At 64.9% G+C, this 14,730-nt stretch carries 11 protein-coding genes; 7 read left to right on the top strand and 4 right to left on the bottom strand.

From position 1 onward, the window contains the following. Position 1: 1 nt before the first annotated feature. The 3 genes from J7396_RS15585 to J7396_RS15575 form a co-directional block, all read right to left on the bottom strand. On the bottom strand, positions 2 to 2,233 hold the full coding sequence (locus J7396_RS15585; RefSeq protein WP_209261700.1) for a TonB-dependent hemoglobin/transferrin/lactoferrin family receptor: 2,232 nt from the start codon (positions 2,231 to 2,233) through the stop codon (positions 2 to 4). 259 nt (positions 2,234 to 2,492) lie between these two features. Beyond that, positions 2,493 to 2,732 (bottom strand): hemin uptake protein HemP, encoded by a 240-nt coding sequence (locus J7396_RS15580; RefSeq protein ID WP_029818708.1) that lies wholly within the window; start codon positions 2,730 to 2,732, stop codon positions 2,493 to 2,495. A gap of 161 nt (positions 2,733 to 2,893) precedes the next feature. Beyond that, positions 2,894 to 3,862, bottom strand: a complete 969-nt coding sequence (locus J7396_RS15575) for an aldo/keto reductase (RefSeq protein WP_014089419.1) — start codon at positions 3,860 to 3,862, stop codon at positions 2,894 to 2,896. An 887-nt stretch (positions 3,863 to 4,749) separates the two neighbouring features. On the opposite strand from J7396_RS15575, the gene J7396_RS15570 reads away from it, so the two are divergent. The 6 genes from J7396_RS15570 to J7396_RS15550 all read left to right on the top strand — a co-directional run bounded on the left by J7396_RS15570 (position 4,750) and on the right by J7396_RS15550 (position 11,921). Further along, positions 4,750 to 6,048: a nucleoside transporter C-terminal domain-containing protein gene (locus tag J7396_RS15570; RefSeq protein ID WP_008573564.1), complete on the top strand. Its 1,299-nt coding sequence runs from the start codon at positions 4,750 to 4,752 to the stop codon at positions 6,046 to 6,048. Positions 6,049 to 6,138: 90 nt separating this feature from the next. Beyond that, positions 6,139 to 7,089, top strand: coding sequence for a ribokinase (locus J7396_RS15565; RefSeq protein ID WP_008573562.1), 951 nt, complete (start codon positions 6,139 to 6,141; stop codon positions 7,087 to 7,089). A 181-nt stretch (positions 7,090 to 7,270) separates the two neighbouring features. After that, entirely contained in the window at positions 7,271 to 7,393 is a 123-nt protein-coding gene (locus J7396_RS22745; RefSeq protein WP_256127295.1) for a hypothetical protein, read from the top strand. A 222-nt stretch (positions 7,394 to 7,615) separates the two neighbouring features. Further along, positions 7,616 to 9,958 (top strand): glycoside hydrolase family 98 domain-containing protein, encoded by a 2,343-nt coding sequence (locus J7396_RS15560; protein WP_209261699.1) that lies wholly within the window; start codon positions 7,616 to 7,618, stop codon positions 9,956 to 9,958. 108 nt (positions 9,959 to 10,066) lie between these two features. After that, the gene (dusB, locus tag J7396_RS15555; RefSeq protein ID WP_014089415.1) at positions 10,067 to 11,065 is read left to right on the top strand and encodes a tRNA dihydrouridine synthase DusB; all 999 of its coding nucleotides are present in this window, start codon (positions 10,067 to 10,069) and stop codon (positions 11,063 to 11,065) included. Positions 11,066 to 11,093: 28 nt separating this feature from the next. Further along, positions 11,094 to 11,921, top strand: coding sequence for a class I SAM-dependent methyltransferase (locus J7396_RS15550; protein ID WP_008573555.1), 828 nt, complete (start codon positions 11,094 to 11,096; stop codon positions 11,919 to 11,921). Here J7396_RS15550 and J7396_RS15545 read toward each other — a convergent pair. Next, the gene (locus J7396_RS15545; RefSeq protein ID WP_011346451.1) at positions 11,915 to 13,015 is read right to left on the bottom strand and encodes a metal-dependent hydrolase; all 1,101 of its coding nucleotides are present in this window, start codon (positions 13,013 to 13,015) and stop codon (positions 11,915 to 11,917) included. The two genes, J7396_RS15550 and J7396_RS15545, sit on opposite strands and share 7 nt — an antisense overlap. A gap of 244 nt (positions 13,016 to 13,259) precedes the next feature. Between J7396_RS15545 and metK the strand changes: the two genes are divergently transcribed. Beyond that, positions 13,260 to 14,471 carry a methionine adenosyltransferase gene (gene metK, locus J7396_RS15540; protein ID WP_005910819.1) on the top strand — a complete coding sequence of 404 codons (1,212 nt, stop codon included), beginning with the start codon at positions 13,260 to 13,262 and terminating at the stop codon, positions 14,469 to 14,471. Positions 14,472 to 14,730: the final 259 nt, after the last annotated feature.

The following is a 14,730-nucleotide window of genomic DNA, read 5'->3' as shown; positions in this document are numbered from 1 at the left end:
GCTACCAGTTCACGGCCAGACTGACCGAAGCAGTGCGCCCGGCGCCAGTGAAGCGGTCCAGCACCGTGCTGCTGGCCAGCGTGCCGTTGGGCAGCGCGTTCCAGTCCACGTAACGGCGATCGGCCAGGTTAAACACGCCTGCGGTGAGCTTGGCGCCGGGCGCGAATTCCCAATGCCCCATCAGATCCAGCGTGGCGTAGCCGGCCGGCACGTAATAGCTGTCCAGCTGCGGGCGATGTTTGCGGGCCACAAAGGTACCGATCACTTCTGCGCCCCAGCGATCACTGTCGAAGGCCATGCCAAGCGTGCCGCGCAACGGGTCGACCGAATTGAGCGGCCTGCCGTCGGTGAGGTTGTCGCCTTCCGCATAGGCGACGGCACTGTTCAACGACCAGCCTTGCCAACCCGCCAGCATGCCCAGATCGATGCCCGCGCGCGCCTCTGCGCCCTTGATCACCACATCGTCCACGTTGCGCGACTGGAACAGCGCCAGCCCGTCGGCATTCACGCCAGCCGGCGCATACGATTCGATGAAGTTGCGGTAGTCGGTGTAGTACACGGCGAGCCCGAAATAGCCGACCGCATCGTTGAAACGCAGGCCCAGTTCGCCGCCGCGGCTGGTCTCCGATTTCAGATCCGGATTGGCGATGGCGGTGTAGCGCGCCTGCAGATTGGTGAAACCGATATTGACATCGTTGTACGGCGGCGCGCGGAAGCCATGCGCGTAATTGGCATACGCCGACCAGGCGTCCGAAAACCGCCACACCGCACCGAACTTGGGAGACACCTGGGTCTCGTCGATGGTCTCGGCGGCAACGCCGGGATTGTCTTCGCGGAAGATGTCGTCCACCTGCGGCGACAGCCGGAAATAATCCACGCGCACGCCCGGCGCCAGCGACAGCTGGCCATCGAGCAGGCCGATCTCGTCCTGCGCATACAACCCGAGCTTGGTGGTTTCGCTCATCGGGAAGTCGCGCACCGGAAACACGTCCTGACCGACGCGGTTGCTCACCACGCCATTGGCCAGATTGACCGAATAGCCGTCGCGCTTGGCGCGCGTATCGGTCCAGGTGCCATCCAGCCCATAGGTGATTTCGTGGCTGAGGGTGCCGGTATCGATGGACTTACGCGCGTTGACCAGCAGGCCGTAAACACGCTGATCGAAATTATGTTCGTTATGCCGGCGCGTGGTGTTGCCGCGCAGTTCGTTGGTGCGTTGCAGGCTCTCGCTGTTCTGGCGATACAGCTGCCACTGCAGATCGTCGGCCCACACGGAATCCAGCGCATCGACTTCATGCCGTAGCGAGACCCGCGCACGTGTCTGATGATCGCGTCCTTGCTGCGACAGGATGCGTAGCGACGCCGTCGGACTCCGCGTATCGACGCCGGTCAATACATCGATGCTGCCGTAGTCTTCGTTGCCTTCGACCGTGAGTTTGAAGCGCTGTTGTGCGCTTGGGGCGTACACCAGTTTGGCGAGCACACTGCGCCCATCGATGCGCTGCGGATTGGCCGCGGTGCGGGTGAAATCGCGGCTGCGGTCATCGCCCTGGTTTTGCGCCTCCTGGCCCTGGCGATGACTCACCGCCACCAAGCCGCTCCAGCGTTCGCCACCGAACGCGCCGGTGGCACCGGCAAACAGGCCGTTCCAGTCGCCTTCGTAGCCGAACTTCAGGCCGGCGTAGCTGTGCTTGTCTGCGCTCAGATAGTCCGACGGATCCTTGGTGACGAAAGCGACTACGCCGCCCAATGCATCCGAGCCGTACAACGAGCTAGCCGGCCCGCGTACCACTTCCACGCGCTTGAGCGTTTCCAGGTCAACGAAGTTACGGTTGGCGTTGAGATAGCTGCCGAAGCTGAAGGTGTCCGACACCGGCACGTTATCCACCAGCATCGCCACGCGGTTGCCATCCAGCCCGCGGATGCGGATGCCGTTGGCACCGGTGAAGCGGCCGCTGGTGCTGGTGACCGACACGCCCGGCGTGTAGCGGAACAGATCCTTGAGTTCGCGCACCAGTTGGTTGTCGAGCTGTTCGCGGTCGATCACATCCACCGTGCTGGGCACATCCACCAGCGCGCGCTGGGTGCGCGTGGCGGTGACCTGGAGCCGGTCGAAGTCGTGCACCTCACGCGCACCCTCCGCTCCGGCATCGCGTTCGGCAGCACGGGCACACAAGGAAATAGCGGGCAGCGCCAGCGACAGCGCGACCACCAGCGGATGCAGGCGGATCATCAGGAACCTTTACGCGTCCCCCGGCGGCGCGTGCGGCATAAGCCAAACGCGGCAGGGAAGATGGAGTTGAGTGGCGGGCGGCGGCGGCAGCGCCCGCTGCGATCTTGCGCACACGCGTTGAGCGAGTACGCAAAGATGGGATGCCATGGCAATCGAGCGTTGCGCGTGGAGCAGGATCGCGCCATCGGCACTGACGGCGCATGACGATCGTTGCGGCAGCGGCTGCGCACAGTGGCTGTGCGCAGCCCAGTGGCTGGAATTACTTGGTCAGGATCAGCTTGTCGTTGCTGGTGTGGCGCAGGCGATAGACGCGATCGCCGTGCTGGATCAGCACTTCACGCCGGCCCTTGAGCAGCGCTTGGCTGCTGATGAGGTCTTCGGCGGGCACGGCGCGCGGCGTGGCGCGGTCGCGCAGATTGACCGGTTCGGAGCGAAGCAGCACGGGGTGGGCGGTCATGATCTGGTTCTCCAGTCGGTTGGCCAGACAAATAATAACCATTCTCATTTAATGATCAAGAGCCATTCTCATTTGAAAGGCCGGATGTTTAAATCGCTCTCTAGTCTTCGATTGATCGCGCCAATCGAACGGACGTGTGTCGCTGCCCTCAGCTGCGGTGACTACTACAAGCATCCACCGCAGCACTCGATCGACCCAATGGCTCAGCGCGTGCTCGACTCCACCTGTGCCCACCCGGCGTCATCGACCTGATCCAGGGTGTCCAGGGCACCGAGGTTCTCTTCCAACTGTGTGACCCGGCTCGCGCCCAGGATCACGCTGGACACATGCCGGTTGCGTAGGCACCAGGCGATGGCCAACTGCGCCGGCGACTGGCCAAGCTCGGCCGCCACCGCGCAGAACGCGCGGGCGCGCTCCAGCCGGCGCGCTTCCGGCGCGCCCAGCACTTCGTCCTGCAACCATTGGTTGCCCGGCTGGCCCAGACGGCTGTCGGCCTCCACGCCCGCGTTGTACTTGCCGGTCAGCAGGCCCGAGGCCAGCGGCGACCAGATCGTGGTGCCCAGCCCGTTCTCGCACAGTGGCGCGTATTCGCGCTCCAGCCGCTCGCGATGCAGCAGGTTGTATTGCGGCTGTTCCATCGCCGGCGCATGCAGATGTTCGCGTTCGGCAATGGCGATGGCCTCGCGCAACTGCGCGGCGCTCCATTCGGATGTGCCCCAGTACAGCACCTTGCCCTGGCGGATCAGCGCATCCATGGCGCGTACGGTTTCCTGGATCGGGGTGTCCGGATCGGGCCGATGGCAGTAATAGAGGTCCAGGTACTCCACGCGCAAGCGCTTGAGCGCGGCGTGGCAGGCATCGGTGACATGCTTGCGCGAGAGCCCGCGCTGGGTCGGCCGCGGGCTGTCGACCGCACCGAAAAACACCTTGCTCGACACGCAGAAGCCATCGCGCGGCAAACGCAGATCGGCGATCACATCGCCCATCACTTCCTCGGCGCGGCCGCGCGCGTAGACCTCGGCGTTATCGAAAAAATTGATGCCGTTGTCCCAGGCGGCGGCAATCAGATTGCGCGCTTCGCTGCGCCCGATCTGTTTGCCGAAGGTGACCCAGGCCCCGAACGACAAGGCCGATAGCTGCAGCCCGGTGGAACCCAGACGTCGGTAAAGCATGGCGAACTCCCGCAACCTCCAGGGCACCTGCCCTGGACCGGCGTGCGCAGTGTAGGCCGTGGCGTCGGGCAGGCACAGCGCGCGGCGTGTGCAGCGCCGTGCATCGACCTGTTCCCGGCTCGACTGCGTGTTCGCAGCACCGCCTGCACTGCGCATGCATCGTGATCGGCGCTTTTGTCGGTGTTGGTCTGCCGTTGGTGGTTATCTGCACCGAATGCCTCGGCTTGCATGGGCGTTTCCACGCCTATCCACACGTGACAGACGCGAGACCCTGCTGCAGCGACTGCTTGCCGATCAACAGGCAAAATCGCCGGCGTGTGGCGTCGCAACCAGGGTGGGGCCATTGGTGGCATGCATGCGCCAACCAGCCGCATGGACGGATTGACGGCGTCCCCGACACCGGATGCGGCACCGTGCCTGGAGACACCAGCGCATGACGCCGGCGGACATGCGTGCAACGGTCAGCAGCACTCGCGCACAAACGCCAACTGTCCCAGGCCATCTGTGCCAAAGACACCGCGCCTAATGAAGCGGATGCAGCAACGACAGCCGTAGCAGTCGCAGCAGTAGATCCAATCACGCGCTTCAGCCGCTCCAGGCTGCGCGGCAGTTTCCCGAACGCTGACGCATGACGGTGAACACCGCATCCGGGCGGGCGCCACGACCGCCACCAGCCGCGCCGCCACGCGATGAACACCGCCCACCTCGCCCATGCGAACTCCCGACTTTGCGCAAGCACGGTCCCACAGCGCGCCAGCGCGGGCCTGCCCGTGCCCGCCGCCTCTCGTCTGTGGGCCGACCGAGGCCATCTGAATGCCCCTCGCCTTGCCCCCTGTCACCCCCTGCTCTAGGCTTCCCGTTTTGCCGTCAGCAGCCCGGGGATTGGAATGGTCGAAGGTTTGGGAAGGATCGGTTTCGGCCTGTTCGGTCTGGCGGTGCTCATCGGCATCACCTGGCTGTTTTCGAGCAACCGCCGCGCGATCGACTGGAAGCTGGTCGCCACCGGTCTGGCCCTGCAGATCTCGTTCGCCGCACTGGTGTTGCTGGTGCCGGGCGGGCGCGACGTGTTCGACGCGCTGGGCAAGGGCTTCGTCAAGGTGCTGAGTTTCGTCAATGAAGGGTCCACCTTCATTTTCGGCAACCTGATGAACATCGACAGCTACGGCTTCATCTTTGCGTTCCAGGTGCTGCCCACCATCATCTTCTTCTCGGCGCTGATGGGCGTGCTTTATCACCTGGGCGTGATGCAGATGGTGGTGCGTGCGATGGCGTGGGCGATCACCAAGGTGATGCGCGTTTCCGGTGCGGAAACCACCAGCGTGTGCGCCAGCGTCTTCATCGGCCAGACCGAAGCGCCGCTGACGGTGCGCCCGTATATCCCCAAGATGACCCAGTCCGAGCTGCTGACGATGATGATCGGCGGCATGGCGCATATCGCCGGTGGCGTGCTGGCTGCATATGTCGGCATGCTCGGCGGCAGCGATCCGGCGCAACAGGCGTTCTATGCCAAGCACTTGCTGGCCGCCAGCATCATGGCCGCGCCCGCCACGCTGGTGGTCGCCAAGCTGCTGGTGCCGGAAACCGGCACCCCGCTGACCCGCGGCACCGTCAAGATGGAAGTGGAAAAAACCACCAGCAATGTCATCGATGCGGCCGCGGCCGGTGCCGGCGACGGCCTGCGCCTGGCGCTGAATATCGGCGCGATGCTGCTGGCCTTCATCGCGCTGATCGCGCTGATCAACGCACCGCTGACCTGGCTGGGCGAGGTCACCGGCGCCGCCGCGCTGCTGGGCCGCCCGACCAACCTGTCGACGATCTTCGGCTACGTGCTGGCGCCGATCGCCTGGGTGATCGGTACCCCGTGGGTGGATGCGACCACGGTCGGGTCGTTGATCGGCCAGAAGGTGGTGATCAACGAGTTCGTCGCTTACAGCGAGTTGTCGCGCATCGTCAAGGGCGAAGTGCCGGGCGTAGGCCTGAGCGCAGAAGGTCGCCTGATCGCCACCTACGCGCTGTGCGGCTTCGCCAATTTCAGCTCGATCGCGATCCAGATCGGCGGGATCGGCGGGCTGGCGCCGGAACGTCGTCACGATCTGGCCAAGTTCGGCCTGCGTGCGGTGCTCGGCGGTTCGATCGCCACCTTCATGACCGCTACCATTGCCGGTGTGCTGTCGCATTTCGGTTGAGGCGGTGCGGGTTCATCGGCGTGACGGTCTAATCACTGCACGCCGCGTTTCATCCAGTCTTTCAAGTCAGTCATTCAAGGCAAGGTATTTATGAGTTCGGTCGTCGTTGTCGGGTCCTTCAATGTCGATCACGTGTGGCGCTGCGATGCCTTGCCGGTGCCGGGCGCGACCATTGCCGGGCGCTACAGCACCGGCCCGGGCGGCAAGGGCTTCAATCAGGCGGTTGCGGCCGCACGCGCTGGCGCCAAGACGCATTTCTTGTGCGCGCTGGGCGACGACGCCGGTGGTGCGTTGGCACGCTCGCTGGCCGCGCAGGACGGCTTTTCGCTGATCGCCGAGCCCAGTAATGAACCGACCGGTACCGGCGGCATCTATGTCGACGGGCACGGCCGCAACACCATCGTGATCGGCGCCGGCGCTAACGCCGTGTTGAGCCCCGCCTTCATCGAGAACCAACGCCCGCTGGTGGCTGCGGCAAAGGTGTTGCTGGCGCAGCTGGAATCCCCGGCCGAGACGATCGAGTCCGCACTGGCGCTGGCGCACGAATGTGGCGTGCTGACCGTGCTCAATGCCGCGCCGGCCAATGCACCGACCTCGATTGGCCTGCTCAAGCTCTCGGATGTGCTGACGCCCAACGAAACCGAATTCGCCGCCCTGCTCGGTCGCCATGTCGGCGAGCGCATCAATGCCGACGACGTCGCCGCGCTGGACGGCAATACGTTGCATTCGTTGTGCCGCAAGCTGCTGCCGGGCGGTACCGTAGTGGTGACCCTGGGCGCGGTGGGCGCCTTCATTTCGCACGCCGAAGAACAGCTGCGCGGCGATAGCCAGGCGCATTACCGCGTGGGCGCGGAAAGCGCGCAGACCATCGACACCACCGGCGCGGGCGATGCCTTCAACGGTGCGCTGGTTGCCTCGCTGGCGCAGGTGCCGGCTGCGAGCTTCGCAACCCACGTGCGCTTTGCCACCCGTTATGCGGCGCGCTCCACCGAGGTGGAAGGTGCGGCGGTGTCGATGCCGCGGCTGCGCGCGGACGACTGAGACCACGGTTCACTGCCATTGGCGTGCGCCACGCGCGCATGCCCTCGACACCGCACCCACGCAGGCGCCCAGGTTTTTTCCAGGAATGCGCGTGCATGTCCCGCGCCCAATGACGATCGCGACAAGCGGTTGGCCGCGTCGCTGCGCATCGCGCCGAACGATGTGACGCTGCAACGAGCGCATGTCTGCTTTCGCCACGCTGCGCACGCTCTGCTGCCAACGTCACACCACCGGCTGCGCCATCGCGACGCCACGTGACCCAGCGCTGTTTTGGGTGCTCGAAAAACGAAAGCGCATCGCATAAAGCGTGCTGATCGGCTGCACGCGCTAGCGCGCTATCTGCGCTTGCCTACTATCGCCGCACCACCGGGCGTACCACGACCATTGCCTGTTGTCATGCGAGGACGCTCCTGGCGGCGCGGCTTGCCGAGATGCGTCTGCATCGTCGACTGGCGCATTACCGCCTCACGCAATGGCAGTGACGCGGTATGCCTGGCCCTGCCCCCCAAGCTCAACGGAACTACCGATGATCCTGCGTCGATCGCGCACGCCATTCCTGCTGCCCTGCGTCTTACTTCCCTGCCTGCTCAGCTCCTGTGGCGGCGATGCCGCCGATGCCGGCACCGCTGCGACCCCATCGCCGGCGGCGACGGTCACCGTGAGCGCCCCGCGCGCCATGGCGCCAACCGCCACGCAGGCGTCCACGGCAATGGCGAGCGCCAGTACCGACCCGGCATTCCGGCGCAGCCTCGCGCCCGACAAGCCGATGTTCGTGATCCATGCCGACACCTGGAACGCCGCCGATCCGCAGAAGATCATCGACCTGATTCCTGCAGACCTGCGCCCCTACACGGTTCTGCTGATCTCGCTCTCGATCAGTCACAAAGGCGCCACCGACAATCAGTGCAACTGGAACCAGGTGGCGAACGGGATCGAGACGGCACGCTCGTGGATCAAGACAGCTGCGGCCAACGGTGTCTGGGCGATGGTGCAACCGTCCAGCGGCGGCTTCAGCCACTTCCCCGACTATCCCAACGGCACCGATCTGGAATCGACGGTCTACGGTGAGTTCTTCCGCGACTACCCGAACTTCCTGGGTTTCAACTACGCCGAGCAGTTCTGGGGATTCGACGAAGCCTGCTCGGTCTCGGCAGCGCAGCGCTGGGAGCACTGGGCCAACCTGCTCAAGCTGACCAACAAGTACGGCGGCTATCTGGCGGTGAGCTTCACCGGCGGCTTCTGGGGCGCAAACATCAACCCGCTGGCAATGGTCAAGCGCAACGAGGCCTTGCGCACGGCCCTGGGCAGCTATGCCAAGAATTTCATCATCCAAGAAAAGTTCACGATGAACTACGGCTACCACGACATCGAAAGCGTCAGCCTGGGCATGTTTCTGTCGGGATTTGCGGGCCATTACGGCATCCGTCCTGACAGCAGCGGCTGGTACGCCGCCGATGGCAGCGCCTATCCTCTGGCCGCGGGCGCCCCGCATCTGATCGAGCACCTGACGCTGACCGGCGAAACCTATTTCGACGGCCCGGAACTGATCTGGACCGATACCGTTCAAAGCCTGCCAAACGGGACCACCGCCGACGGCTACAACACGCGGCGCTGGCAGTTCTTCCCGCAGTTCAAGAACATCCATATGGATGTCTACCGCAAGATTCTCGACGGCACCTTGCACATCCTCGATCGCCAGCAGGTGATCGACCGCACCAAGCTGGTAGTGGTCGACGACACCACCAGCGGCAACGATCAGAGTCTGTATGCATCGCCGGAAACGCTGTTCTCCGGCCTGTATCTGATGGACGACGACGGCACCTATCTCAACCAGCACAGCTGGTACAAGAAGACCGGGCGCTACCCCGCCATCCCGACCGTATGGCAGTTGAGCGATGACCTTGCAAAGTCCTTCCCCGTACAGGTCAAGCGCAGCGCGTACGCCACCCGCTGGCCCTCCATCGCCGCCAAGACCCAGGAACTGAATGCCTTGTTCCCGCAGGAATCCACCGGCGATCTCTATGTGGCACGTCAAGACAACACCTGGGTCACCTACAACCCCTACAAGACCAACAAGACCGCCAGCGGCGCGTTCAACCTGAAGTACAACAGTTGCGCCGCGCTCAACATGACCTACGGCCCCTACACGACGGGCGTGGTCAAGGAGTTCGCCGACGCGGTGTCGGTCTACCTGACCAATTTCGATTCGGAAACCGGCCCGCTCAAGACCGACACCATCGCCATCAGCGGCGCCAGCGCGACGCCGACCTATACCTTCGCCGATCGCGGCGAGCACCAGGCCAGTACCATCACCGCCACGCCCAGCGGCGATGGTCTGACCTTGAACGTCGCCCACAACGGGCCGCTGGACATCACCATCCAGTGCTCCGGCTCGGCCACCGGACGCGCTAGCGCCGCGGCGGTCACACCACTGCAGGCACCGGCCGCGCCACCCGCCTATACCGGCGTGCGGCAATACGAAGCGGAGAACTTCGACTTCCTGCGCATCGGCAGCCTTGTCGCCAATGGCGTCTCCGGCGCAGTGCACAACTACCAGGGGCTGGGCTATGTCGACTTCGGCGGCAACCCCGGCGCGCGTTTGCGGACCACCATCAACGTGCCGCAGGCGGGAAGCTATACGCTGGCCACGCGCTATTCCGCACCGGGCGCAAGCGTCGGTAGCGTAGACCTGTACGTCAATGGCCTGCGTGTCGGCACCCCGGCCTTCGCCCAGACCAGTTCGGCCAGCGACTGGGCCAGCAGTCCGCTGACGGCAACCTTGCGTGCCGGCAACAACATCGTCGAATACCGCGCCAGTGCAGGCACCCAGGCCAAGCTGTACCTGGATAATCTGGCCGTCTGGCAGTAGGCGATGCCACAGCGGCGGTGCCGGCCATGCCGGCCCGCCTGCTGCCGGCCCGGCCGCCGCAGGGTTGGCAGCACGAAGGGCCGTCACCGCTGAAGTTACACTAGCGCCATGCAGATCGGCCCCTACTCCATCGCTCCCAAGGTGATCCTCGCGCCCATGGCGGGCGTTACCGACAAACCGTTCCGGCTGCTGTGCAAGCGGCTGGGCGCGGGCCTGGCGGTGTCGGAAATGACCATTTCCGACCCGCGCTTCTGGGGCACGCGCAAATCGCTGCACCGCATGGACCATGCCGGCGAGCCGGACCCGATCAGCGTGCAGATCGCCGGCACCGAGCCGCAGCAACTGGCCGAGGCGGCGCGCTACAACGTCGACCACGGTGCGCAGTTGATCGACATCAACATGGGCTGCCCGGCCAAGAAGGTCTGCAACGCGTGGGCCGGCTCGGCGCTGATGCGCGACGAAGACCTGGTGGCACGCATCCTGACCGCGGTGGTACAGGCAGTGAACGTGCCGGTGACGTTGAAGATCCGCACCGGTTGGGATTGCGACCACCGCAACGGCCCGACGATCGCGCGGATCGCGCAGGACTGCGGCATCGCCGCGCTCGCCGTACACGGACGCACCCGCGACCAGCATTACACCGGCAGCGCCGAGTACGCGACGATTGCGCAGATCAAGGCCGCGCTGCAGATCCCGGTGGTTGCCAATGGCGATATCGACTCGCCGCAGAAAGCCGCTCAGGTGCTGCGCGAGACCGGCGCCGATGCCGTGATGATCGGCCGCGCCGCACAAGGCCGCCCGTGGATCTTCGGCGAAGTGGCACATTTTTTGGCCACCGGCGAGGTATTGCCGCCGCCGTCGCTGGCGTTCGTGCGCGATACCTTGCTCGGCCACCTGGAAGCGCTGCACGCGTTTTATGGCCAACCGCAGGGCGTGCGCATCGCACGCAAGCATCTGGGTTGGTATGCCAAGGACCACCCGCAAAGCGCCGACTTCCGGGCGGTGGTCAATCGCGCCGAAACGCCCGAAGCCCAGTTGGCCCTGACGCGTGATTACTTCGATGCCTTGATCGCCGGCGTGCCGCCCGCACTATCGGACGCTGCCTGAGTTTTCCTGCCTTGCTGGAGCCGCACGCATGAGCGCACCGAGCGACACCCCCACCTATCTGCACGGCTTTTCCGCCACCGAACAGGCGCGTCTGCTCAAACAGGCGCGCTTGCTGGAAACCACGCTGTTCAATCAGATCGACTACAGCGGCGCGCGGCGCCTGCTGGAAGTGGGCAGCGGCGTCGGCGCGCAGACTGAAATCCTGTTGCGCCGTTTTCCCGAACTGCATGTCACCGGCGTGGATCTGAGCGAGGCGCAGCTGGGCGCGGCGCGGGCAAATCTCGAACGGCTGGCGTGGTGCCGCGCGCGCTACACACTGCAGCAGGCCGATGCGAGCGACTTGCCGTTCGAGGCGCGTCAGTTCGATGCGGCGTTTCTGTGCTGGGTGCTCGAACACGTGCCCTCGCCTGCGCGCGTGCTCAACGAAGTGCGGCGCGTGCTGCTGCCCGGCTCGCCGGTGTACGTGACCGAGGTGATGAATGCTTCGTTCCTGCTGCATCCGTATTCGCCCAACCTGTGGCGCTACTGGATGGCATTCAACGATTTCCAGCACGACCAGGGCGGCGACCCGTTCGTCGGTGCCAAGCTGGGCAACCTGCTGCTGGCCGGGGGCTTTCGCGACGTGCACACGCAGATCAAGACGCTGCATCTGGACAACCGCGAACCGGGCCGGCGCAAGACCATGATCGGGTTCTGGGAAGAAGTGCTGCTCTCGGCGGCCGATCAATTACTGCAGGCCGGCGCGGTCGAGGCCGCCACCGTGGATGGCATGCGTCGTGAACTGGCGCAGGTGCACAGCGACCCGGACGCCGTGTTCTTCTATTCGTTCGTGCAGGCGCGCGCCACGGTTTATTGAGTTGCCGATGCGGGCGCGACGACCGGAGCGCCGACAGCTTCCAGGTCACCGGTCAGCACGGTGCTGCGGGGCTCGTGCCAGATGCGGTGCCACATCTGCCCCAGCACTGCACCGATCTGGTCGCGTGCCACCGGCGCACGATATGCCGCCTGCACCTGCCGCGGCACGATCGGCTGCCACGTCCCGTTGTCGCGATGGGCCACCACGAAGTTGAAGTTGTAGTCCGGCTCCAGGCCCATGCGCAGGTCGCTGAGCATCAGGTCATCGTCGACCAGGCGCGCGCGCATGAAGCCGCGATTGAACCAGGTCAGTCGACGCACCGAATCGAACCTGGCCACTTCGCCCAACGCCTGGGTGTTGCTGGAAAACCCACGGAAGTGCATCGGGCCGGTGTCGGCCACGAGAGAGCGCTCGCCGATGACATAGCCGTTGGGCGTCATCGCCACCACGCGCCACAGCAAGGTGTTGAGCGGCATCGGCACCGAGAACCGCGGCGCATCGGCCAGGCCCATCGCTGCCAGCGCACGATCGGCCTGGCGGTCGACCAGTTGCTTGGCAATCAACGACCAGCCCAGATACGCGGTGCTGGCCACCAACCCGATCACCAGCACGTGTTGCGCAAACGGGCGCGCGCGCGCAAACCAGGCCACCACGCAGGCGAGCAACAGCCACACCGTGTATGCCGGGTCGATGATGAACACGCTCGACCACATCGTCGGATGCGGCTGCAACGGCCACCACAGCTGGGTGCCGTAGACGGTGAACGCATCCAGCAGCGGATGCGTGATCAAGGCCAGCTGGATCGCCCAGAACCAGCGCGTGGGTGCGCTGGCCACGCGTCCATTGCCGTAGCGGCGGAACAGCCACCAGATCAACCAACCCACCAGCGGCAGCACGAACAACGAATGGCTGACGCTGCGGTGCACGGTCATCAGGGTGACCGGGTCGTCGGTGAGCGGCAGCAATGCCAGCGAGTCGAGGTCGGGCAAGGTGCCCAGTGCCGCGCCTGCCAACAAGGCGGCACGCCGCTGTCCGGGCGGCGCGATGGCGGCAGCGATGGCGCCGCCGAGAACGATCTGGGTCAATGAATCCATCGGCCGATGCTAGCAGGCCGGACCTGCACGGATCGGGATGTTTGAGGCGGGGTGCGGCCGGCCGGCACCGCTGCGTCACCGGGCAGTTAATCGTCACGAGCAACGCACAGGCCCGTGCGCCCGGGCGGCGGACCGACGTCGGCTTAACCCCAAACCGATCCATTCAGGCGCACAATGCAACCGACACACGGGGCGTGTATCATCCGCACCCATCTTTTCATCCGAATCAAGGGATATAAGCCTGATGTCCAGCTACCTGTTCACCTCCGAATCGGTCTCCGAAGGCCATCCGGACAAGATCGCCGACCAGATCTCCGACGCAGTGCTGGACGCCATCCTGGCCCAGGACAAGCGCGCCCGCGTGGCTTGCGAGACGATGGTCAAGACCGGCGTTGCGATCGTGGCCGGCGAAGTGACCACCAGTGCCTGGATCGATCTGGAAGCGCTGACCCGCAAGGTCATCCTGGACATCGGCTACAACAGCTCCGACGTCGGCTTCGACGGCGAGACCTGTGGCGTGCTCAACCTGATCGGCAAGCAGTCGCCGGACATCAACCAGGGCGTGGATCGCAAGAATCCAGAGCAGCAGGGTGCGGGCGACCAGGGCCTGATGTTCGGCTATGCCACCAACGAAACCGACAGCTTTATGCCGGCGGCGATCCACCTCTCGCACCGCCTGGTCGAGCAGCAGGCCAAGATCCGCAAGAAGAAGAACTCGGCGCTGTCGTGGCTGCGTCCAGACGCCAAGTCGCAGGTCACCCTGCGCTATGAAGATGGCGTGGCGACGGCGATCGATGCAGTGGTGCTGTCGACCCAGCACGACCCGGGCGTGAAGCAGAAGGACCTGATCGAAGCGGTGCGCGAGGAAATCCTCAAGCCGGTGCTGCCGGCCAAGTGGCTGCACAAGGGCACCAAGTTCCACATCAACCCGACCGGCAAGTTCGTGATCGGCGGCCCGGTGGGCGATTGCGGCCTGACCGGCCGCAAGATCATCGTCGACACCTACGGCGGCTGGGCGCGTCACGGTGGCGGTGCGTTCTCCGGCAAGGATCCGTCCAAGGTGGACCGTTCGGCTGCCTATGCCGCGCGTTATGTTGCCAAGAACGTGGTGGCCGCCGGTCTGGCCGACCGTTGCGAAGTGCAGGTCTCCTACGCCATCGGCGTGGCCGAGCCGACCTCGATTTCGGTCACCACCTTCGGCACCGGCAAGATCGCCGACGAGCAGATCGAAAAGCTGATCCGCAAGCATTTCGACCTGCGTCCGTTCGGCATCATCCAGATGCTCGACCTGATCCACCCGATGTATCAGCAGACCGCATCTTACGGCCACTTCGGCCGCAAGCCGAAGGACTTCACCTACACCGACGGCACTGGCGCGCAGCACAGCGCGACCTCGTTCTCGTGGGAAAAGACCGACCGCGCCGACGCACTGCGTGCCGCCGCCAAGCTGAAATAATCGCCCCGCTCCTGCGAAAGCTAGGTAGACGCATAACGACTGGGCCGCTGATGCGGCCCAGTTGCGGTTTTGGGGTCGTCGGTGGGTTGCCCACGCCAGGAAGTGGCAGGTTGCGAAGGCTTCGGCTAACGGCGGTCCCGCACGCGTACGGGCGTGACGAAATAGAGTCTCTTTCCCCGCGTGAGAGAGATTGGGGTGAGGGTAAGGGGGCGAAGCCACTCACCTACCGGATAGCACGGGCTGCGCACGCACCCTCATC

Source organism: Xanthomonas sp. A1809, assembly GCF_017746015.1.
GTDB classification, from domain to species: domain Bacteria; phylum Pseudomonadota; class Gammaproteobacteria; order Xanthomonadales; family Xanthomonadaceae; genus Xanthomonas; species Xanthomonas euvesicatoria.
Note: the sequence above shows the minus strand (reverse complement) of the source record. Positions and strands in the feature narration are given on the sequence as shown.